Below are 22446 nucleotides of genomic sequence, written 5' to 3'. Positions count from 1 at the left end.
AGACGTGCTGATACAGGAGAGTCGGATGGGAGACGAAGAATGGGAAGGCACATGTGTCATGAAGCAAGTTCCGTCGCATGATGTGAACAGGAGTAAACAGATAATGTCATCGGTCAGATCGAACGCCGCTCGCCGCTCGCTTACCTCGTTGCCTGCTTCTTTTCATCTCCCCTATTGTTTCAATCCGTTCCAATACAGAACGCCCTCCTATTCATCCCTCCTGCTGTCCGTTGCCTGTTTCTTCGGTTTTATGGCGCACACGACTATCCTTCATGCTGACCCAGCCCCTTCTGTTATCCGTTATAACAGCCAGGAAGGTACACATATCGATCTGCTTCCTGACGACCCGAAATTCCCGCGTTCAGACGTTAAATTCGGCAATTGGGTGCTGGGACAATATTCAGGCATCGGGCCAACGGATTTCTTCCTTTACAATAGCCTGACTCATAATCATCCGCTAGTCATCTCGCCAAAGGATGAAGTCACCTTCAGCCACGCTTATGACAATGCGCATAACTGGGATGCCTATGACAAGTTGCCCTCTCCGGTGAATGTACTTGTCAGCTATGGGCGCACTCGGCCCTCCAGCGGCACGGCCATTGGCCTGCAAAACTCCATGGATATCTATAATGAGGCCGTACCAACTCACGGCCACAATGAATTTTCTTCCTATTACGCTTACGTCCGAGCCAATAATCATGGCATTCATCCACCTGGCCAGCATTATTGGGTCACTGATTTTCATCTCCAAACCCCCTATGCCCCGGAGCCCCAGAAATCTCCCGAGCTAGAAATCGTCTATTCGGGACGAATCATGAATATGAGCAACGGCGTGCAGGCGCTCTCGTCCAGCCATATGGGCGCTTATGGACAATCCCTCGTCGCAACGCCCATGCTGGAAAACGAAATGACTGCGGCCGGCATCCCGCTGGATGCCCGCTCTTATCCTGTTACCGCCATGCTCGATCTGGCCGGTTTCTCCGGCGATCGCCACACCTATGATGGCACCCTGCCCTCAGCCGGGCCAGCTGCAGACTATGCCTTGCGTATCGGCGGGAATGGCGGCAGTCCTTATATTCCGTTCAGCGCGCGTTCTAATTTTGTCATCGGCATTGGCCTGTATGACTGGAGCAAAGCCGGCCTGGAGATCGACCACCGCCTACCCGGAGCGACGGGGCCGGGATTGCGCAATCGTTATACGACCGAACTGGGCGGAAGCTTGCCTGCCGACACTTGGCCCTACAGCTTGATCCTGCACGATGAGCATGCCCAGCCGACCAGCCCTGAACAGGCCGGGCTGCAACTCGGCGACGGCTCCCACGCATGGCTACTAGGCAGCACGAGCCACGGTGACGACGACGGCCAGTTCTCCATCGCCTATCAACATCCTGAGCGGCCACAATTGACCCTGTCTCGCACCGGAATCGGCTTCATGGGTCACGCCGCAATCACGCCGCCGAAAATCCATCCAAAATTTGATCTCTCAAAAAAAATGGATCTCAAAGAGCTTGCAAAAGCTTACAATTCTATTCATGACGCGCTTATTTCTCTTGGACTCGCCCAGTAAGGACGGCACTTCACATGAAAGAAAAGCCGAGCTTTCCCCCTGATCTGGATGAATATCCCTCTGGAGCTCTGGCCTACAGAGATCTTGAGCATTCTTTTCTAACGTTCTACCAACGCAATGCCCGACTAAAAAACTCGCTTTCCTGGCGAATGACACTGCCCATCCGGCAGGTCACGCATCATAACCGCCGCTGGCGCGCCCGTTTTGCCCGCCTGCGCCTGGCCGCTCAGCATCTCCAAGCCCTGTTTCAACACACGAAGCAACATGGGTTGGCTGCCCTCTGGCGCACCTTTCGCGAAAAAGGGCGCGCACCGACACACATTGACTTGGCTTATCATCACTGGCGGAAAGCCCACCCTCTGCCTCGCTTGAACGATGATGAGGTCACCCCGCGCCGGCTCCTGGTGCTCATCAGTCCAGAGGCCCTCCGGTCACCCGATTACCCCGTTTGCCTGGCCAGTTTACAGGAGCAGCGAGGATGTACAGTAGTGGTCAATCCGCTCTCTGACCCGCTCCCCACCCAACTCGATGTCTATGACGCCATCATATGGATGCGAACGGCCGCCATGCTGGTCCCGGATTATGGGCAGATCGCATGCCGCGCCCTATCCGACGGCAGCATTTTATTCTACGCCGATCACGACACGCACCTCAGTACGATTCTACATGAGCGTCCATTCTTCAAACCCGCCTTTTCTCCGGAATTGCTCGGCCAAGTGGATTATCTCGCCGCAGGCTGCGCACTTTCTCCCGATTGGCTGGCTGAACAGGGCAGGCCGGACGATTCGTACCTGTATGAGATGCTCAGACATCTTTCCTCGTCTCAGGTCCGGCATCTGCCACTCTGCTTGAGTCATCTGCCCGCGTCCGTTTCCGCTCGACTCGTCCCCCCGATTTCACCTGCGGCGGCCCCATCGCCACCAATCATGGAAGGGCTGAAGGTCTCTCTTGTCATCCCAACCGCCTTCCATGGCACCTATCTACAGACGCTACTGGAAAGCCTGTATCGCACCACGGAAGGGTATCGGGAACAGTTGGAAACCATCATCATCACCAACAAGGAGCCTGAACAGGCGGAAGCCGCGCTGAAAGACTGTCTGATGCCCTGCCGGCTGATTTATTACGATCGGGATTTCAATTATTCCGCTGTCAATAATGAAGCCGTACGCCAAACCGAAGGCGCGATATTGTTTTTTCTCAACGATGATATCGAGTTTAAAGACGCGTACTGGCTTCCCGACATGTTGGCTCTCCTCCAGCGCCCTCAAACCGGAGCTGTGGGAAGTCTGCTACTCTACCCGGACAACACCATACAGCATGCGGGTTGTCTGATCGGCATGAATGGTGGGGTTGGTCATATCGGCGTCGGGCTCCCCGCCGATACAGACATCTATCACGGCATCCTGACCGCGCAGCGGGAGGTGTCCGCCGTGACAGGCGCCTGCCTGGCTATCCGGCGAGACATCTTTCTGAAGGCCGGCATGTTTGATGAACATCTTCCGCTTTCTTTCAATGACGTCGCGCTCTGCCTGCGCCTACGAGATCTGGGCTACACTCAGTACGTCACTACCCGCAGCCGGATTATTCATCATGAATCCCGCTCCCGCGGATATGATGTCACGGCACGCAAACATCAGGCCAACCGCGAGCATTTCCTGTACGCCCGTACCCGCTATCCCGGCATCCGCGAGGCAGACCCGTATTACAGCCCGAACCTCGACCTCTCCTCTGTCTACCTAGGCTATGCGTCTCGCTCTTCCGCACAGCAGGCGCGGTTCCTCCGCCCACCTTCGCCCGGCTGCCTCATCCTTCTCGCACAGAGAATGGATTATGACCCGTCCACCCAGTCTCTTGTCGATATGCTGGCGCAACATAAGACAGAAGGGCTCATTCGCCTCATTATTGCAGGAACAAACGAAACGCGCTTCTCTCGCCAATGCTGTGCTGCACTTGCCCCAGCGCCGGTCCGAATAGAACCCGTCCAGAATCTTCGCAATGCTCTTCTCAACGCGCCGGAGGGTGCGCTGTTTCTCGATCTGCGTTTGCTTGAGGTGATGGATGGTCTGCCGCCCGATCTGCCCTTGATCGGCATCTGGGTCCATGACGGGCGACTCTGCTTTACCGACCTCTTTGGACGCCGCACGCTGCAACAGCAGAGCCTGGAACAATCCCCGATAGACCTGAGTAGCCTGATATTGGCCCGAGACCCTCTCAAAGACAACATGACTAAAGAATTGGACAAGAGCCTTGCCCGGCCATGTGCATTGAAGGCGCACCCGCATATACCCTGATACGCACATCCTCAGAGCGCGCTGCCCTGGAGTTCCTCAAGATAATTCTCGGCGCGATCGCACCGAACTACTCTCGCGCATAGGCCTACAATACGCTCTAATGAAGCAATCCAAAACTGGACACTTCCAGAATATGAGGGAACTTTAATCGCCTATGCTATATTTTTATTAACCACGCGCCCTCACATTGAACAATGATCAAAAGAACTCTTGTGAGCGCGACTTTAAGTTCGCCGAACCTAGCCATTGCATAGAGTTGGCAATCGTGTCAAAAGCCGCATAGCCAGTCAATATGTCCGATCTCCTGAGAAACAAGGCGGTTCCTATCGATCCTGTCACCTTCATTATCGATAAAAGGCAATTAAAAAGTCATTAATATTAAAATAACGGAGCAAGAGGCATAATGAGCAGTGAAGAAATACAAGTTTCGTTTATTGTCCCAGCCTATAATGTCAGAAATTACATTGGGAAATGCTTAACTTCTCTACAAAAACAATCACTCGACAGTTTTGAAATTATTGTCGTTGAAGATTGCTCGACAGACACCACGCTGGCCGAAGTCCGTCGGTTCGCCGCAAAGGACTCACGAATTCGCCTGGTTCTTCACAAGAAGAACCAGGGATTGGGCCCCGCCCGCAATACAGGTCTGGAGCACGCGCGCGGAAAATATATCTGTTTTGTCGATTCTGATGATTGGGTTGATCCCGGCTACGGCCTAGCCTTCTACATGGAAGCCGAACGGACCTCTGCCGATATGGTCGTGGGTTCGTTCTATGCCGTTTTCTCGCAAGGCGCCCGTATTATTTCGCATTTTGTCGACCCCGTCGTCCGCTATGCGACGCTGCCGTTCAATGCCCGGTCCTGCCCTGCCGTCCTGTCCATGCCAACCCCGGTCTGGGACAAATGCTACCGCCGAGAGTTCCTGGAACACCACCAGATGCGCTTCCCTGCCCTGATCGGGGAGGATATCCCGTTTCAATGGGAAGCCATGACCCAAGCAAAACGGATTTCCGTTGTGGGCGAGCCCTTCTATTATTATCGCATTCGTGATTCGAAGAAAAACCGTTCCCTGACCGCCGGTCGCAATATCTTTGCCGATGTCTTCCTCGCTCAGGAAAAAGCTCTCGATTTCCTCCATCGCAGTGGCCAGTACGAAAGCGTCAAGGCCATCTGGTGGGAGCGGATGATCAAAGAGCTTCTGCATCTGACTGATAAATCCGGCGACACACTGATCGCGGATAATTTTGTCGCCAAAATCTTCCACCTGATGCTGCGTCGATCGCTGGAACCGGTGAATTTCTCGCAGATCAATCGGGCTTATATGCCAGACCATGTGCTTTTCATGGCCATGTTCGCGCGGCAGTGTGCATCCTGGAAGGAATTCCAGGAGTTGGTCTCCCGCTCCCATCCCGGCCAGCATCAGCCGCCTCCCCGTTTTCTGGGCGTAAATAAGCTCCAGATGGTGGTGACCCAGTATGATCTCGATGCCGAAGAGAGTGCTCGATCCCATCAACTGACGATCGCGCGACATGAGACCAATCTCACGCATTATTCGGATCTTCCAGATTATGCTGCGGCCATCTGCCAGCACGATCGCATTATCCTCCTGCCCCCCGTTCACAGTGCGGAGATGGAGCCGGCACGGATCATGGTTCGCCTTGCTGGACAAGGGACCACACGGCTTTGGTATTTTCTATCCTGTGCGCAGGAAAGCCGCGCTTCTAAGCTCGCCATTCACCAGCGGATTCTCGGGCCAGACCGTCAGGTCCTGTCAGAGAAGGAAACAGTTCTTCATGTAGGAGAGAAGATACTCCTCTCCTATCTGGATATTCCTGAAGGACTATCTATCAATCAGCTTGACGTTGAATTTTTTGTTAAGTGTCTTTCCGGGTTCCCGAGTTGGGCCTCTGATGTGACGATTTCGAATTTCTACGGGGAAGGCGCATGAAAAACCGCGTTCAGATCTATCTTTGCACTAGTGGCTTTTTCGATCTTCCCAAAGAGGCGCCCTTTATCCCTATCCAAGGAGGAGCCGCCATCAATCCACGCCTTCCGGGCGTACAGGGAGATGATACAGGCGACAACATCTCCAAGATGAACCCCATGTTCTGCGAAATGACGGCCATGTACTGGGCATGGAAGAACGCACCGAGGACAGATTATGTCGGCTTCTTCCATTACAGGCGCCTGCTGAATTTCGGCCTGCCCTTCGCCCCCGAGCGACACTGGTCCGAGCGAAACTTCTTTGATTTCAAACCAGAAACCATGAAACGGTTCGGCTGGGATTATGACACCATCCTGAATGCCATTGAGGGGGCAGATATCGTCCTGCCCCATATCGAGGATGTCCAGCGTCCGCCGGATTGGAATGAACCGGGAACACTCTACGAACATTATCGTAACTGCCATATCTCACGCGATATCAACCTCACCATGAAGGTGATCAAGGATTTCTATCCGGAAGATGCCCAACTGACTGAAAAAGTCATGCATTCGACGCGCGGGTATTTCTGTCACATGTTCATCATGAAATGGGACGTCTTTCAGGAATATATGAAATGGGTCTTTGACATTACGATGACTGTAACAAATCAGATTGATTTGAGTGCCCCGATCTACAAGTTCAACCCGCACGAACGCCGCGTATCCGGATTTATTGGCGAACGCATCATTAATATTTTTGTCGAGAAAAAACGCCGTGAGGGTGCCAAGATCATGGAACTGGAGCGGTTGCTAGGCAACCTTCCAAAAGAAGGCTTCCTTCAGGTTCCTCCTGCCGGCCGCAAGAAATTCTTTATCAAGAAGCTCGATCGAGCAGTGACAGTCCGTATGGGCAATCGCCAGTTCACCATAGGAGCGGGAGGCTGACGCCTCCCTCTCGCAGCACAAACATCAAGGCCAGCAGGAACCAGATTAAAAGCACCATGATGGTCTATTCAGGCATGTGGCGGGTTCCTTTATACTTCGTGCAAAAACGCGTTGGATGTCACATCCTGAAGCTTTGGATCATACTGTCAAGCCTTGCCACTGGCATGAGGGTCTCGCCTCAAGTCCACGGTCCCTGAAAATTCAGCATTTTTTCATTTCCTGGAGCAGACTATGAGATTTTGTGTCGTCGGAGCAGGATTCAGCGGGGCAATCCTTGCTCGTCATCTCTCAGAAAAAGGGCATAAGGTCCTTCTGCTCGACGAGCGGGCCCATATCGCGGGCAATTGCCATACAGAGCGCGATACGTCGACCGGGGTCATGGTGCATCGTTATGGACCGCATATTTTCCATACGGCAGACAAGCGGGCCTGGGACTATGTGCAGCGCTTTGGTACGTTCCGGCCGTATATCAACCGGGTAAAAGCGATCTCGGGCGGTCATGTCTATACGCTTCCCGTCAATCTCCTGACGATCAACCAGTTTTTCAACACGACGCTCTCGCCCAAAGAAGCCCGCGCCTTCATTGAGCAGAAATCCGACAAATCGATCACGGAAGCCAAAAACTTCGAAGAACAGGCCCTGTCGATGATCGGTCCTGAACTATACAAGGCCTTTTTCTATGGTTACACCCGCAAGCAATGGGGATTCGAACCCACGAATCTTCCTGCTTCAATCCTCAAGCGCCTGCCATTGCGCTTCAATTATGACGATAACTATTTCAATCACCCTTATCAGGGAATGCCGGAAGAGGGATATACGGCGATCATCGCCAATATTCTGAAATCGGACAATATCGAAATTCGGCTCGAAACAAAGTTCGAAGACGTTTCGGAAGAGTTCCGCCACGTCTTCTATACCGGCCCCATCGACCGTTATTTCGATTTCAAGCTCGGCCGCCTGGGATACCGCACGCTTGATTTTGAACGCATCGAAGAAGAAGGCGATTATCAGGGCACCGCGGTGATCAATTACTGCGACCAGAACATCCCGTTCACCCGCATTTCCGAGCACAAGCATTTCGCGCCATGGGAAGCGGATCAATTTACCCGGACAGTCGCCTTCAAGGAATATAGTCGCCTAGCCGAGCCGAACGACATCCCCTATTATCCCATCCGTCTCGTCAACGAGAAGGCGATGCTGGACAATTACATTGCGCTGGCACGCCAGACGCCGTCCGTTTCCTTCCTTGGCCGCCTCGGAACCTATCGCTACCTCGACATGGACGTCACGATTTCCGAAGCCCTCGCTGTGTGCGACCGTCTCGATCAACTTCTGGAAACGGACAAAGCGGCGTTGCCGTCATTTTTTATAGACCCGTCATAACCGCCCGCTCAATGCAGTGGCTTTTGTCTTAAAGACCACGGGTGGCCGAATTTAAGTTGGAAAGCCTGGTCCGGTAGGTTTTTTTCAGGCGACCATCAGATCTACCTGATGATGTCCATCATGTGGAGTTGTGGGCGACGCGTCAGCATCGCCCACAGCCGTGTCAGGTCGTGACGGCGGGCCACATCCGATACCGTCGCCCCGTCCACCCCAACCTCGGACAGAACCCGCAGCTTCTGCTCATCGGGCCAGCGCCGCCGACGCTCCACGCCAATCAAGAGACCTGGACCCATTGCCGAGGACCACTTTACCAGGCCCGATCAAAGCAAGCCGGATTGCCGGAAACTGGTGGCTCCACCATTTCCGACGATCACATGATCGCGCACCGTCAACCCCAACACGGTGGCGATCTGTTCCAGTCGCCGGGTCATCGTGACATCCTCGCGCGACGGCCTCGGGTTCCACCCCGGATGATTATGGACCAGGATCAGTTCGCTTGCCTTCAGGCGAATGGCGCGACGCATGACCTCGCGCGGATAGACCGGCGTCTGGTCGATCGTGCCCTGGGCCAGCACTTCGTCGGCGATCAGGCGCGCATCCCGGTCCAGGAACAGCACGCGAAACTGCTCCAGCGAATCGCGCGCCAGAACCGCGTGAAGATAGGCCATCAGTGCGTCGTGTGACGCCAGCAGGCTGCCCTGGCGAATGCGCGTGCGCATCAGCCGGATGGCGGCCTCGCGCAGCAGCGGCAAGGTGACGACCACCTGAACGCGCCCGCCGGCAACGGCCGACAAGTCATCGGCATCGGCGGCCAGCGCGGCGCCGGCGGTGCCGAAGCGCGTCAGCATGGTGCGCGCCAGCCCCGCGGGGTCAACGCCCGGCGGCAGGATCAGGCCCAGGATCGCGGACAGCAGCGCGACGTCAGCAGTGTCGGCGGCGGACGACGTCACGCTACCCTGCCCCCCCGACCATCCGCAAGGAAGGCCGGCAATGGTCGCGAAGCGGCGGGAGGGGTATAAGGAGCGTTCATGGAGCCAAAAGGACCATCGCCGGTATGAATGTTCTGTCGTCTCTCAATCATCATGACGCGGTTCTTCTCGATCTCGACGGTACGATCGTCGATTCCCGTGCCGGAATTATCAGTTCGCTGCATGACGCGATACGCGATCTTGGCCATGAACCCGACCCGGCGGTAGACCTGACCTGGGTTGTCGGGCCGCCATTGCACGATCTGGTGGCCCGCGTCCTGCGCCATTATAACGACGAACGGGCCGAAGAGGCAGTGCGCCGCTATCGCTACCACTACGAACGGCGCGGCATGCATCGCAGCCCGGTCTTTCCCGGCATGCGCGAGGTGATCGAGGCAGTGACGTCCTCTGGCGCCCGGCTGTTCCTGGCAACCTCCAAGCCGGTTCACCTGGCCCGCGCCATCCTGGAATTGCGGGAACTGACTCCCTATTTCACGGCCCTGTACGGTGCGCGCCCCGACGATACCGGCGCCGAAAAACCGGAACTGATCGCGCAATTGCTGGAGGAACATCAGATCCCCACCAACCGCGCGGTCATGATCGGCGACCGCCGGTTCGATATCAGCGGCGCCCATGCCAACCATATCCGCGCGCTGGGCGTCCTGTGGGGATATGGCGGCGAGGAGGAACTGACCGAGGCCGGCGCGGATGCCCTGGTGACCGACCCCGGCGAACTGATGGCGGCAATCCGACACCAGCTCGCGGCGGCGCACATCCACCCGGCGGCGGAATAGCCGAGGCAGTTCAGAGCCTGCGCTGCTGACGCAGGCTGAGCCACCGCCCGCGCCGCAGGAACACATGGTCCTGGATAGTCAGGGACAGGTTCTGCGCGTGATAGGAAATGGCCTGCATCAGCACCGCATCGCCCTCGATCATCGCGACCGGCGGCGGCCAGGAGGGCGCGATGCGGATGCCGACCAGCGCCGAGGCGTGCAGGTCCAACGCCCGCATCAGGATATGGCGCTGGGTCAGCTCGGGCGTGTCGCCCGTCACGCCATCATCCACCGCCTCATCGGCAATGATGTGGTTGATGCTGTCGAGGAAGAGAACCCTCAACTGGCCGGAGGGCGCATCCGCCAGCCGCGTATCGCAATAGAGCAATACGGCATCCCAATCTCCCATCGGCGTGCGGGTCAGCGGATCGGGCCGCGACAGGCACTCGGCCACGGCGGCGGGCAATGCCAGCGCTTCCGCCGCCCGCTCGGACAGACCGGCATCGCGCAGCGCCTCCGGCGCGGCCGACAGCAGCGCGCCCAGGCTGCCGAACCGGTTCAGCAGGGCCTTGGCCAGCGGCTTGGTATCCCGCCGGGGCACGCCGATGAACAGCAGCATCTCCACGATCTCGTAATCCGCCAGCGACGCGGCGCCGGACGTCAGAACCCGGGCGCGCATCCGTGCCCGATGCCCGGCCGGCCCGGTTTCCCTGAAAGGCGGCGCCTGCCCCCCGCCTTTGCCACCGCCCCTGCCCGTCCGCGTCATGACGCCGCCTGTCTCCCCTTGCCCACGGACCCGTTTCCCGACGCGGAAATCAGTCCGCAATGCTTGGTCATAGTCCCGCGACGCCCTATACGGGAACCGTGAACCAGACCCCAGCCCCCCTCCCTGACGCTCCGGATTATCTCCAGCGCCTCAATCCCGAACAGCGGATGGCGATCGAGACGACCGACGGCCCGCTGCTGGTCCTTGCCGGTGCCGGAACGGGCAAGACGCGCGTCCTGACCACGCGCTTCGCCCATATCCTGCTGTCGGGCCGCGCGCGGCCCTACCAGATCCTGGCCGTGACCTTCACCAACAAGGCGGCGCGCGAAATGCGCGAGCGCATCGGCACCCTGCTGGGCGAGCCGGTCGAAGGGCTGTGGCTGGGCACCTTCCATGCGCTGTGCGCCCGCATGCTGCGCCGCCACGCGGAATATGTAGGGCTGAGTTCCGGCTTCACCATCCTGGATACCGACGACCAGCTCCGCCTGCTCAAGCAGGTGATCGAGCCGCTGCGCATCGACAGCAAGCGCTGGCCGCCGCAGGGCATCCTGGGCGTGATCCAGCGCTGGAAGGATCGCGGCCTGACACCCGAACGCGTAACCCCGGCCGAGGATTGCGACTTCGCGGACGGCCGGTGCCGGGCGATCTACGCCAGCTACCAGGCCCGGCTGGTACAGCTCAACGCCTGCGATTTCGGCGACCTGATGCTGCACGTCACCGAAATCCTGCGCACCCGCCCCGACGTGCTGGCCCAGTATCACCGCCTGTTCCGCTACATCCTGGTCGACGAATATCAGGACACCAACACCATCCAGTATCTGTGGCTGCGCCTGCTGGCCCAGCGCGAAGGCCAGCAATCGAACATCTGCTGCGTCGGCGACGACGACCAGTCGATCTATTCCTGGCGCGGCGCGGAGGTCGAGAACATCCTGCGCTTCGAGCGCGACTTCCCCGGCGCCGCCATCGTCCGGCTGGAACGCAATTATCGCTCCACCGCGCAGATCCTGGGCGCCGCCTCCGGCCTGATCGCCCATAATGACGGCAGGCTGGGCAAGACCCTGCGCCCCGGCCGCGACGACGCCTCGGGCGAGAAGGTGCGCGTGGCCTCGGTCTGGGATTCCGACGACGAGGCCCGGCTGGTCGGCGAGGAAGTCGAACGCCTGCGCGCCGGCGGCCACCGCATGTCCGAAATCGCCATCCTGGTCCGCGCCGGCTTCCAGACCCGCGCGTTCGAGGAACGGCTGATCGCGCTGGGCCTGCCCTACCGGGTGGTCGGCGGCCTGCGCTTCTACGAACGGGCGGAAATCCGCGACGCGCTGGCCTATATGCGGGTGCTCAACCAACCGGCGGACGACCTGGCGTTCGAACGCATCGTCAACGTCCCCCGACGCGGCATCGGCGCGGTCGCGATGCAGAAATTCCACCAGGCCGCCCGCGATGCCGGCATACCGTTGACAGCGGCGATCGGCACCATGCTGGAACGCGGCGAGATCAAGGGAAAGGCCCGCGACAGCCTGGCCGCCCTGCTGAACAACCTCGCCCAGGGCCGCGAAGCCCTGCCGCGCGAAGGCCATGTCGTGGTGGTCGACAGGCTGCTGGAGGAGAGCGGCTATATCGACATGTGGAAGGCAGATACCTCGATCGAGGCGCCGGGCCGGCTGGACAACCTGAAGGAACTGGTGCGCGCCCTGGCCGATTTCGACAGCCTTGGCCATTTCCTCGAACATGTCGCCCTGGTGATGGAAAATGAGGAAAGCGCGGGCGCCGAGCGCCTGAGCATCATGACCCTGCACGGCGCGAAGGGGCTGGAATTCGACACCGTTTTCCTGCCGGGATGGGAGGAAGGCGTGTTTCCGTCCCAGCGCACGCTCGACGAAGGCGGCCTGAAGGGGCTGGAGGAAGAACGGCGCCTGGCCTATGTCGGCATCACGCGGGCACGGCACCGGGCCATCATCAGCCACGCCGCCAGCCGCCGCATTTACGGCAACTGGCAGTCGGCCATGCCCAGCCGCTTCATCGAGGAACTGCCCGACGAATATGTCACCACCACCGGCGCCGCCAGCCAGACGCGCAGCCGCGGCCTCGGCCAGGCCCCCGTCTTCTCCAGCGCTTTCCCCGTCACCGCGCGCCGGCCACGCGCGACCGATTCCGCCGATAAAGGCGAATCCCGGTCCGGAACGGCGCTAACCGTCGGAACGCGCGTCTTCCATCAGAAATTCGGATACGGAACGGTGTCGTCCGTCGAAGGCAACCGGCTGGACGTCGCCTTCGACAAGGCCGGATCGAAACGTCTCCTGGACAGTTTTGTCGAGAAAGCACCATGACAAGTCTGACCCGTCGCCACGCGACGGAACTGGAAACCATTGCCGTCACCGTCCCCGCCGACGCCGTCATGGCGTACGAGGACGCCCTGTCGGTCGTCTGCTCCACCATCGGAATCTTCGAGGTCGACGACACGCAGGTCCTGTGGCGGGTCGAGGGCGTGCGCGATGTCGGATACGGCGAGGCGGAACTGACGGCCGCCCTGGCCCTCGCCGCCGCCGTCAGCGGCCATGCCGCCGATCTGGAGCGCACGCGTACCGAGGCCGAGGGCTGGCTGGCCCGAACCTACGAAGCCTTCCCCGAACAGGATGTCGGCCAGCGTTTCGTGGTGCGCGGCACCCATCTGGAGGACGCGTCGCCATCGCATCGCATCGCGATCACGCTGGACGCCGGCATGGCCTTCGGCTCGGGCGAGCATGGATCGACCCGCGGCTGCCTGCGCGCCCTGGAACAGGTGGCCTATCGCCGCCCACGCCGAATCCTGGACATGGGCTGCGGCTCGGGCATCCTGGCCATGGCCGCCGCCGCCCTGCTGCGCCGCCCGGTACTGGCGGTGGATATCGATCCGTGGTCGGTCCGCACCACGCAGCAGAATGCCGCGCTGAACGGATTATCGACCCTGGTGACCGCCCGGCTGGGCAATGGCTGGGGCACGCCGGGTCTGAAGCGCCATGCCCCGTTCGACCTGATCTTCGCCAACATCCTGGCCCGGCCGCTCTGCCTGATGGCCAAGGACCTCGCCGCGCACCTGGCCCCGGGAGGGACCGCCATCCTGGCCGGCCTGCTGAACAGCCAGGCCAGGATGGTCATCGCCGCCCACAGGCGACAGGGCCTGATCCTGGAACGGCACCTGACCGAAGGCGACTGGTCCACACTCGTCCTGCGCCGCGCGGCCTGCCCCCACAAAACCGGTCAGGAATGACGAAGCCCGGCGGGAAGCGCGATGCGAATCAGCAGATAGGGGCGTTCCTGTAGGTCGCGGCCGTCGTGAAACACCGGAAGGCGCGGCCATTGCCCGATGGTCGCCAGCAGGCTGTTCCCGTCCAGCGCCATGCTGTCGGGCGCGATCATGCGCGGATCATGGGCAATCATCTGCAACCGGCCCTGTGAATCGCGATACAGGATCCCATGCCGCTCCTCGTCGGTGATGTAGAGTCCGCCGTCCGGCGCGGCCAGCAGCCCGTCCGACGACGCAGTCTCCCCCTCGTCGCGCACGGCGGCCCGAACGGCCTGCGCCGTCGCCGCCGGATCGGCCAGCACGGCGGTCGGCGCACTATACAACCGGCGCGACGATTGCGGGCTCCAATAGAGTCGCGAGGAATCCGCGCTCAGCGCGATCCCGTTCACACCGCCCTGCCCCATGACGGGGCGCGTGGCGCTGTATTGCGCCATCTGCCCGTCCAGTTCGATGGCAAACCCCTTGTCCGGGCTGACGGACGGATGATCGGCCAGTAGCCGCCGCGCGCGTCCGCTGGCCAGATCGACGGCGATCAGCGCGGGATGACCGGCCAGCGACGTATCGGAGAGAAAAGCCGTCCCCGCCGAACCATGCGTCAGATCGACCCGGACGTCGTTCACATGGGAATCCGGGCGCGTGACCGGCGCGGTCAGCGCGAAGCGCGCGAACACCCGGCCCTCGCCCTCCTTTCCCATACCGGGCGATATGCCGACCAGCATCGGCGCATGCGGCGCGTCGGAACCCGCGACCCAGCCTTCGTCCACGACCCAGACCCGCCCCCGTCCGTCCAGCGTCACGCCCAGCGGCGAGCGGAGGGCGCGTTGCGTCGCCGCGTCGGGAAAGGGCGTCAGCACGCCATCGCGCCATACCGCGAGAACCGGGCCGGAATGCGCCTGGGCACTGGCGGGAAAGGACAGAAGCAGCCGCCCGTCGGGCAGCACGACGATCCCCGACGGTTCGGCATCGCGAAACCGGCCGATCACCGTCACGTTCGGTGACGGCGCGTATCCATGGTCGACACTGTCGGCCGGCACCCCAGGCGCGGCGCATGCCACACCCGACACCAGACCGGCCGCAAGCACCAGACAACATGACGCGAAACGGGCACGGCTTGAACGCATGGAAGCACCGGAACCAAGGGTCGAAGGCAGTGTCCCGCTTGTACCCCCAACGACATTTGTGCAGAAAGCGCCATCATGTCACGTGACACTTTTCCACCGGCGGGATGAAAGCGGCAACGATTGCTGCTATCGCTGCATCCGATGCATCCCAAAGACCTCGCCCTTCTCGCCTCGCTCGACATATTGCTGACCGAGGGCAGTGTGGCGAAGGCGGCCGAGCGCATGAACCTCAGCACACCGGCCATGAGTCGCGTATTAGGGCGCATCCGCGCGCTGACCGGCGATCCGATCCTCGTGCGCGCCGGGCGCGGGCTCGTGCCCACACCACGCGCCGAGACCATGCGCGCGCAGTTGCGCGATCTGATCGAAGCCGCGCGCACCGTGCTGGAAGCCGCGCCTTCCTTCGATCCGTCGAGGCTCGACCGCCGCTTCACCCTGCGCGCGACCGACGGATTCGTCGCCACTTTCGGCACCGCGCTTATTGCCCGATTGCGGCGGGAAGCCCCGAATGTCGTAATCCGCTTCGTGCAGCAGGGCGACGAAAACGTTGCCGACCTGCGCGACGGCCGTATCGATCTCGATATCGCGACGCCCGGCGGAAGCGGCCCCGAAATCATGGTCCAGTCGCTCTTCGTCGATCGTTTCATCGGCGTCGTGCGTCCCGAGCACCCGCTGGCGACCCGGGAAATCACCCTGGCGCGCTTCTGCCGCACGCCGCAAATCTCCGCCTCCCGGCGCGGCCGCCCGCACGGGCCGCTGGACGCGGCGCTCGAAGCGCAGGGCCATACGCGTCCCGTCGTCGCCGTGGTGGCGGGTTTCATCGACGCCGTGCTGCTGGCGCGGCAGACCGATCTGCTCGCCGTGGTGCCCGAGCGGCTGACGCGCACGGTCCGCGAGGGCATGACGAGCTTCCCGCTGCCGGTCGCGACCCCGCCCGTCACCGTCGCGCAGACATGGCATCCCCGGGTCCAGGCCGATCCGGCACATCGCTGGCTCCGCGCGCGCCTGCGGCAGGTCTGCGCCGACTCGACGCCGATTGCGGAATACTGAACCATATATTGTCGTCCCTGCACTGAACGGCCGGAGGATGCGGGGCGATGATGCACCCCCGCCCACCGCATCCGGAGATCCCCGTGAGCCACCAGAACATGACATCCATGGCGCCCGTCTCGGGCGGCGAGGCGACGCGACGCCTGCTGCCCTTCGCGCTGATGGTCTTCCTCGGCTACCTGACGGTAGGCCTGCCGCTGGCCGTCCTGCCGGTCGAGGTCCATGACGTGCTCGGCTTCGGTCCGGTAACGGTGGGCTGGGTCATGGCCGTGCAATCCATCACGACCCTGCTGACGCGCCAGTTCGGCGGCATGGTGACCGATACGCGCGGTCCGCGGCCCGCGGTGCTGGCGGGCACGCTGCTCTGCGCCGCCGCGTCCCTGGTCTACGGCGCGTCCGTCTGGGCCCGCTGCCCGCCCGCGCCCGCATTGGCGCTCCTGATCGCCGGTCGCGCGGTCCTTGGCCTGGGGGAGAGCCTGCTGATTACCGGCGTGCTGGCCTGGGCGATCGGCACGGTTGGCCCCCGTTATGCCGGGCGGGCGATGGTCTGGGTCGGCATCGCCATGTTCGGCGCGATCGGTATCGGCGGCCCGCTCGGCACGGCGCTGATGCGTATGGGCGGATTCGGTCAAGTGGCGCTCGCGGCGTCCATCCTGCCGCTGCTTGCCTGCGCGCAGGCCGCCGGCATGCCTCCGGTCGCACCGCATCACGGGCGCCGGCTGGCGTTCTTCCGGGTTGTCGGGCTGATCTGGCCTTACGGTGTCAGCCTAGCCTTGAGCACGGTGGGGTTCGGCACGATGTTCGCCTTCCTGGGGCTCGATTACGCGGCGCGCGGCTGGCCGGGCGCGCCCTTCGGCCTCACCGCCTTCGGCATCGCCTATATCGCCGCGCGGCTCGTGTTCGGCGGCCTGCCCGACCGGCTGGGCGGCAGGCGGGTGGCCGTGGCGACGATCCCGCTCCAGACGGCGGGGCTGGTCGTGCTGTGGCTGGCACCATCGCCATGGATCGCCCTGGCCGGATGCGCCATCGTCGGCGCCGGCTATTCGCTGACCTTCCCGGCGTTGGGGGTGGAAGCCGCCCGGCATGTGCCGCCGCAGAACCGGGGGGCGGCAATGGGCGCCTATGTCGCCTTCGTGGATATCGGGCTGGGGTTGACGGGCCCGCTCGCCGGCGCGGTCGCCGGGCGATTCGGGTATCCAGCCGCTTTCCTGTTCGCCGCCGGCGCATCCGCATGGGCTCTCATATCCGTCCTCCGTCTCCCGGCGGCGCAGATGGTAGGGCACCCGGAGACCTGATCGGCCGGCGGCCGCTTCCATCCCCACGGGTCCCGGACCGTCGCCAACGGGCCCGATCTGGGGTATTCAAGGCCCAGTCCGGTCTCGATCCGCCATCGCAGGCCCATACCGACGGAACATCCTGTTTTTAAGGCATAAGGATCAGAGCAATGTCCGAGATTTCAGCCCGTCTTCCTGCGTTGCGGCGCGTGCTGGAAGACATGGATGTCGACGGCTTCCTCCTGCTGCGCGGCGATGAGCATCTGGGCGAATATGTCGCTCCTTATGCCGAACGCCTGGCCTGGCTCACCGGCTTCACCGGCAGCGCCGGCCTGGCGGCGGTGCTGCGCGACGGGCCGGCGGCAGTGTTCTCCGACGGGCGCTACATCACGCAGATGGATCATCAGGTGGATGGCACCGCCTGGGGCCGCCTGCATCTGCGCGACACGCCGCCCGCGGAATGGCTGGCCGCACAGGGCGGGCGCGGGTCCAGGATCGGCTACGATCCCCGGCTGGTGGGCGAGGCCGGGTTGCAGCCCTATCTCGCGCGCGGGCTGGAGATGGTACCGCTGGCGGCCAATCCGGTGGACCGCGTCTGGACCGACCGGCCGGCCGCTCCGGGTACCCCATGCCTGCCCCACCCGCTCTCCTTCGCGGGCGAGGACAGCGCCGCCAAGCGCACGCGCATGGCCGACATCCTGCGTGCCGACGGCCAGGACGCGGCGATCCTGGGCGATCCGACGTCGATCGCCTGGCTGCTGAACATTCGCGGCAACGATATTCCCTACACGCCGGTCTGCCTGGCCTTCGCCATCCTGCACGCCGATGCGCGGGTGGATCTGTTCATCGACCCGGCGCGCGTCCCCCCCGACACCGCCCATTGGCTGGGGCCGCAGGTCCGCATCGTGCCGCCCGACGGGCTCGACGCGGCGCTGGCGGCCCTGGGCGGGCAAAATGTACGGGTCGATCCGGTCGGCACATCCATCTGGTTCATCCAGACGCTGGAAGCCGCCGGCGCCACGATCGCCCGCGCCGCCGACCCCTGCGCTCTGCCCCGCGCCTGCAAGAACACGGTCGAGCAGGACGGCGCGCGCCAGGCGCACCTGATCGACGGCGTGGCCCTGTGCCGCTTCCTGCATTGGGTCGACACACAGGGCGTGGGGCAGGACGAACTTCAGGCGGCGACGAGGCTGGACGGGTTCCGTGCCCTCAACCGCGATTATCGCGAGGAAAGTTTTCCCGCCATCTCCGGCGCCGGCCCGAACGGCGCGGTGATCCATTACCGCGTCACCCCGGACTCCGCGCGGACGATCGGCGCGGACGAGGTCTATCTGATCGACAGCGGCGGCCAATATCCGTTCGGCACCACGGACGTGACCCGCACCGTCTGGACCGGCGCCGGGCCGGGCCCCGACAGCGTGCGCGGCCCGTTCACCCGCGTATTGCAAGGACATATCGCCCTGGCGCGGGCGCGTTTTCCGGTCGGCACCACGGGGCATGCGCTGGATGCCCTGGCGCGTTACGCGCTGTGGCAGGACGGCCTGGATTACGACCACGGAACCGGCCACGGAATCGGCAGCTACCTGTCGGTGCATGAGGGGCCGTGTTCGATCTCGCCGGTCCATCGGCCGGTAGCGGTCGCGGCGGGGATGATCCTGTCGGACGAGCCAGGCTATTATCGGCCCGGCGCCTTCGGCATCCGACTGGAAAATCTGCTGCTGGCCCATCCGGCCCCGGCCGAGGCCGGGCGGCATTTCCTGGCGTTCGAGACTCTGACCCTGGCGCCGTTCGACCGACGCCTGATCGACCCGGCGCTGCTGACGGGCGAGGAAGTCGCGTGGCTCGACAGCTACCATGCACGCGTTTTTGATCTCATCGCACCGCAACTGGATGCCGACGCCCGTGCATGGCTCGCCACGTCATGCGCCCCGATCCTGGCGGAATAGCGCGGAATCCGGCCGCACAGCGCCAGATAATGTGACCGGGAAAGCCCGCATGGCGGCCGGGGGTGCAATTGTCACCCGTCTGCCACGGGCCTAGGACCATACGGGTTCCGGCCCGGCTGCCCCGCCTCGCGAACGCACGGCCGGCGGATCGGGCCCGACAAAGCACAGAGGGAGACGTTCGACAATGTCCGCTGAAAAGACCATTCCGGCCACCCTGATCCCCGGCGATGGGATCGGCCCGGAAATCATGGATTCCGTGACCGAAATCCTGGACGCGGTCGGCGCGCCGTTTGCCTGGGACAAGCAGCTCGCGGGTATGGCGGCGGTTGACGCGACCGGCAATCCGCTGCCGCCCCAGACGATCGACAGCATCCGCCGCACCGGCCTGGCCCTCAAGAGCCCGCTGACCACCCCGGTCGGCGGCGGCTTCAAGTCGATCAACGTGACGCTGCGCCAGGAATTCGGGCTGTATGCCAACCTGCGCCCGACGCGCACGTTCGTCCCCGGCGGCCGTTTCGACAAGATCGACCTGGTCCTGGTGCGCGAGAACCTGGAAGGGTACTACGCGGCGATGGAAAGCTACATTCCGGTGGGCGACGACCCGCACGGGATCGCGACCGGCGCCGGCTACAATTCGCGCGCCGAATGCAACCGCATCGTCCGCTTCGCGTTCGAATACGCCGTCAAGCACGGCCGCAAGAAGGTGACGCTGGTCCACAAGGCCAACATCCTGAAGCTGCTGACAGGCCTGTTCCTGGAGGAAGGCCGCAAGGTCGCCAAGGAATACGAAGGCCGCGTGGAATGCAACGAGCGCATCGTCGATGCCTGCGCCATGCAACTGGTCATCGACCCGTGGCAGTATGACGTCATCGTCACCACCAACCTGTTCGGCGACATCCTGTCCGACCTCACGGCCGGCCTGGTCGGCGGCCTGGGCATGGCCCCGGGTGCGAATATCGGCGAGAAAGCCGCGGTGTTCGAAGCCGTCCACGGTTCGGCGCCCGACATAGCCGGCAAGAACCTGGCCAACCCGCTGGCCCTGCTGCTGGCGGCGAACATGATGCTGGAGCATATCGGACGCGACGATCTGTCCAAGCGCATCGAAAGCGGTATCCGCGCCGTGATCACCAAGCCCGAACTGCTGACCCGTGACCTGGGCGGCAAGTCCGGCACGCGCGAATTCACCGCCGCGCTGAAGCAGCACCTGGTCTGATACGAACCGCCGGTTCCCTCAGGAGCCGGCGACCCCGCGCCCCGCTCCGGCGGGGCGTGCTTTCAACTTCCCCGATATGTCGAGAACCCATAGGGCGAAACCAGCAGCGGCACGTGGTAATGGCCCCCCCCGCCATCCGGCGCCGGCGCCGCGATCCCGAAGGCGATCGGCACGACATCCAGAAACGGCGGGTCGCTCAACGCCACGCCCCGCGCCCTGAAAAACGCGGCAACCGCGAATTCCAGCCGATAGGGTCCCGGCGGCAACTCCCCAACCCCCGCCAGATCCGGGCACCGTCCGTCTTCATTCGTCCGGCCGCGAAACAGGCAGGTATCGCCTGCCCACAACGCGATCTCCATCGCCGCCGCCGGCCGGCCGGAAACCAGATCAAGCACATGGCTGGACAGGGTGCTCATGAATCCCGCTCCTCGCGCGCCAGCGCATCGGTCAGCCTCAGGCCGGCGATTTTGCCGATCTCGGCGATCGCGGTGTCCAATTCCTGCTCCGGCGTCTGCGCCAGCCGGCGCGCCATCTCCGACAGGATCAGCGCCTTGTCCGACAGACGGACGCAGATCACGAACGGCATGCCGAACCGCGCGGCATAGCCGTCGTTCAGGCTGTTGAACCGCGCATATTCCTCCGGCGTCAGCCGATCCAGCCCCGCCGAGGCCTGCTCGGCCTGCGAGGCATCGGTCAGCTCGGGGTCCAGCCCCGCCCGACGCGCCAGTTCGGGGTGTGCGCGCACCAGGGCGAGCTTCTCCGCCACCGTCGCCCTCTCCAGCACCCCGTTCATGGCCGCCAGCATCGCGCCCGGGTCCGCGAACGGGCGCAGGGCGGCCGCACGCTTCGCCACCCAGGGCGAATGTTCGTAAAGCGCGCCGAACCGTTCGACGAACCGCGCGGCATCCATCCCGTTCACGCATTGCATGACGCCGCTCATGCCGGATGGACCTCCTGCCAGTGACGGGCGATATCCAGGCGCGTCGCCACCCACACCCGGTCGTGGGCCAGAACGTGGTCCAGGAAGCGCGCAACCGCACGGGCCCGGCCAGGACGGCCAGCCACGCGGCAATGCAGCCCGACCGACATCATCTTGGGCGCCACCTCGCCCTCTTCGTATAACGCGTCGAACGTATCGCGCAGATAGCGAAAGAACTGCTCGCCCTCGGTAAACCCGTTCAGCGCCACATAGCGCATGTCGTTCGCATCCAGCGTATAGGGCACGACCAGTTGCGGCGGCCCATGGCGCCGGTCGTAGTAAGGCAGGTCGTCGGCATAGGAATCGGCATCATAGACAAACCCGCCTTCCTCGACGATCAGCCGGGCGGTGTTCGGGCTGGTGCGGCCCTGGTACCACCCCAGCGGCCGCGATCCGGTCAGTTGCGTATGCAGCGCGATGCAATCGCGGATATGCGCGCGCTCCAGCGCCTCGGGAATATCCTGATAGTCGATCCAGCGCAGGCCATGGCTGGCGATCTCCCACCCCGCCTCCTGCATCGCTTCCACCGCATCGGGGTTGCGCGCCATGGCGGCGGCAACCCCGAAGACCGTCACCGGCAGCCCCCGCTCCACGAACAGGCGGCGCAGCCGCCAGAACCCGGCGCGCGATCCGTATTCGTACAGGCTTTCCATCGCCATCGCCCGCGCGCCCGGCACCGATCGCGCGCCGACCATCTCGGACAGGAAGGCCTCGGACCCCGCATCGCCATGCAGAACGGAGTTTTCCGCCCCTTCCTCGTAATTGATGACGAACTGCACCGCGATCCGTGCCTGGCCCGGCCAGCGCGGATCGGGCGGCGCGCCGGCATAGCCGACCAGATCCCGGGGGTAGGCCTCGCTCACGACGCGGCCTCGTAGACGGCCCGCGCGGCCTCGATGGCCGCCCCCGCCGGCGGCGCATGGCCCTCGGCGCGCAGCACGGCCTCCAGCGCGCCGAGCGTGATCAG

The 22446-nt window shown here is 62.8% G+C and carries 19 protein-coding genes; 12 read left to right on the top strand and 7 right to left on the bottom strand.

All coding sequences use genetic code 11. From position 1 onward, the window contains the following. Positions 1–25: 25 nt before the first annotated feature. The 5 genes from HLH48_RS16290 to glf all read left to right on the top strand — a co-directional run bounded on the left by HLH48_RS16290 (position 26) and on the right by glf (position 8109). Positions 26–1567, top strand: a complete 1542-nt coding sequence (locus tag HLH48_RS16290) for a hypothetical protein (protein WP_182998538.1) — start codon at positions 26–28, stop codon at positions 1565–1567. A gap of 14 nt (positions 1568–1581) precedes the next feature. Next, on the top strand, positions 1582–3858 hold the full coding sequence (locus HLH48_RS16285) for a glycosyltransferase family 2 protein (protein WP_182998537.1): 2277 nt from the start codon (positions 1582–1584) through the stop codon (positions 3856–3858). 403 nt (positions 3859–4261) lie between these two features. Beyond that, positions 4262–5806, top strand: a complete 1545-nt coding sequence (locus tag HLH48_RS16280; RefSeq protein WP_182998536.1) for a glycosyltransferase family 2 protein — start codon at positions 4262–4264, stop codon at positions 5804–5806. After that, positions 5803–6726, top strand: coding sequence for a DUF4422 domain-containing protein (locus tag HLH48_RS16275; RefSeq protein ID WP_182998535.1), 924 nt, complete (start codon positions 5803–5805; stop codon positions 6724–6726). Before HLH48_RS16280 ends, HLH48_RS16275 begins: the two co-directional genes overlap by 4 nt. Before the next feature lie 231 nt (positions 6727–6957). Beyond that, entirely contained in the window at positions 6958–8109 is a 1152-nt protein-coding gene (glf, locus tag HLH48_RS16270; protein ID WP_182998534.1) for a UDP-galactopyranose mutase, read from the top strand. A 101-nt stretch (positions 8110–8210) separates the two neighbouring features. Here the strand turns inward: glf and HLH48_RS16265 are convergent, their stop codons facing one another. Together HLH48_RS16265 and HLH48_RS16260 are read right to left on the bottom strand one after the other, a co-directional pair. After that, positions 8211–8402 (bottom strand): transposase, encoded by a 192-nt coding sequence (locus HLH48_RS16265; RefSeq protein ID WP_182998533.1) that lies wholly within the window; start codon positions 8400–8402, stop codon positions 8211–8213. Between the two features lie 27 nt (positions 8403–8429). Beyond that, the gene (locus tag HLH48_RS16260) at positions 8430–9059 is read right to left on the bottom strand and encodes a JAB domain-containing protein (RefSeq protein ID WP_264813103.1); all 630 of its coding nucleotides are present in this window, start codon (positions 9057–9059) and stop codon (positions 8430–8432) included. 104 nt (positions 9060–9163) lie between these two features. On the opposite strand from HLH48_RS16260, the gene HLH48_RS16255 reads away from it, so the two are divergent. Then, the gene (locus HLH48_RS16255; RefSeq protein ID WP_182998532.1) at positions 9164–9871 is read left to right on the top strand and encodes an HAD hydrolase-like protein; all 708 of its coding nucleotides are present in this window, start codon (positions 9164–9166) and stop codon (positions 9869–9871) included. A 10-nt stretch (positions 9872–9881) separates the two neighbouring features. Here HLH48_RS16255 and HLH48_RS16250 read toward each other — a convergent pair whose 3' ends face one another. Further along, positions 9882–10616 (bottom strand): JAB domain-containing protein, encoded by a 735-nt coding sequence (locus tag HLH48_RS16250; protein WP_182998531.1) that lies wholly within the window; start codon positions 10614–10616, stop codon positions 9882–9884. A 59-nt stretch (positions 10617–10675) separates the two neighbouring features. Here HLH48_RS16250 and HLH48_RS16245 point away from each other — a divergent pair, with 59 nt between their 5' ends. After that, positions 10676–12940, top strand: a complete 2265-nt coding sequence (locus HLH48_RS16245) for an ATP-dependent helicase (protein ID WP_182998530.1) — start codon at positions 10676–10678, stop codon at positions 12938–12940. Next, the gene (locus HLH48_RS16240) at positions 12937–13860 is read left to right on the top strand and encodes a 50S ribosomal protein L11 methyltransferase (protein WP_182998529.1); all 924 of its coding nucleotides are present in this window, start codon (positions 12937–12939) and stop codon (positions 13858–13860) included. Before HLH48_RS16245 ends, HLH48_RS16240 begins: the two co-directional genes overlap by 4 nt. On the opposite strand, the gene HLH48_RS16235 is transcribed toward HLH48_RS16240, so the two are convergent. Then, complete coding sequence (locus HLH48_RS16235) at positions 13851–15017, bottom strand: L-dopachrome tautomerase-related protein (protein ID WP_182998528.1); 1167 nt, start codon at positions 15015–15017, stop codon at positions 13851–13853. The two genes, HLH48_RS16240 and HLH48_RS16235, sit on opposite strands and share 10 nt — an antisense overlap. Positions 15018–15137: 120 nt before the next feature. On the opposite strand from HLH48_RS16235, the gene HLH48_RS16230 reads away from it, so the two are divergent. The 4 genes from HLH48_RS16230 (at position 15138) to HLH48_RS16215 (ending at position 20500) form a co-directional block, all read left to right on the top strand. Continuing rightward, positions 15138–16067, top strand: a complete 930-nt coding sequence (locus HLH48_RS16230) for a LysR family transcriptional regulator (protein WP_246387407.1) — start codon at positions 15138–15140, stop codon at positions 16065–16067. An 83-nt stretch (positions 16068–16150) separates the two neighbouring features. Beyond that, complete coding sequence (locus tag HLH48_RS16225) at positions 16151–17362, top strand: MFS transporter (protein WP_264813101.1); 1212 nt, start codon at positions 16151–16153, stop codon at positions 17360–17362. Positions 17363–17511: 149 nt separating this feature from the next. Continuing rightward, a complete protein-coding gene (locus HLH48_RS16220) occupies positions 17512–19287 on the top strand; it encodes an aminopeptidase P family protein (RefSeq protein ID WP_182998527.1) in 1776 nt (591 codons plus the stop codon). Between the two features lie 184 nt (positions 19288–19471). Continuing rightward, positions 19472–20500 carry an isocitrate/isopropylmalate dehydrogenase family protein gene (locus tag HLH48_RS16215; RefSeq protein WP_182998526.1) on the top strand — a complete coding sequence of 343 codons (1029 nt, stop codon included), beginning with the start codon at positions 19472–19474 and terminating at the stop codon, positions 20498–20500. A 62-nt stretch (positions 20501–20562) separates the two neighbouring features. Here the strand turns inward: HLH48_RS16215 and uraH are convergent, their stop codons facing one another. From uraH to puuE, 3 genes are read right to left on the bottom strand one after another with little or no spacing between them, the layout of a single operon-like run. After that, the gene (uraH, locus tag HLH48_RS16210; protein WP_182998525.1) at positions 20563–20916 is read right to left on the bottom strand and encodes a hydroxyisourate hydrolase; all 354 of its coding nucleotides are present in this window, start codon (positions 20914–20916) and stop codon (positions 20563–20565) included. Beyond that, complete coding sequence (gene uraD, locus HLH48_RS16205) at positions 20913–21440, bottom strand: 2-oxo-4-hydroxy-4-carboxy-5-ureidoimidazoline decarboxylase (RefSeq protein WP_246387406.1); 528 nt, start codon at positions 21438–21440, stop codon at positions 20913–20915. The genes uraH and uraD overlap by 4 nt, the downstream gene beginning before the upstream one ends. Then, the gene (puuE, locus tag HLH48_RS16200) at positions 21437–22342 is read right to left on the bottom strand and encodes an allantoinase PuuE (protein ID WP_182998524.1); all 906 of its coding nucleotides are present in this window, start codon (positions 22340–22342) and stop codon (positions 21437–21439) included. Before puuE ends, uraD begins: the two co-directional genes overlap by 4 nt. Positions 22343–22446: the final 104 nt, after the last annotated feature.

It is taken from the genome of Gluconacetobacter sacchari (assembly GCF_014174255.1).
In the GTDB taxonomy this organism is placed as follows: domain Bacteria; phylum Pseudomonadota; class Alphaproteobacteria; order Acetobacterales; family Acetobacteraceae; genus Gluconacetobacter; species Gluconacetobacter sacchari.
The sequence above is the reverse complement of the archived record's forward strand: the minus strand, read 5'-3'. Positions and strand labels throughout refer to the sequence as shown.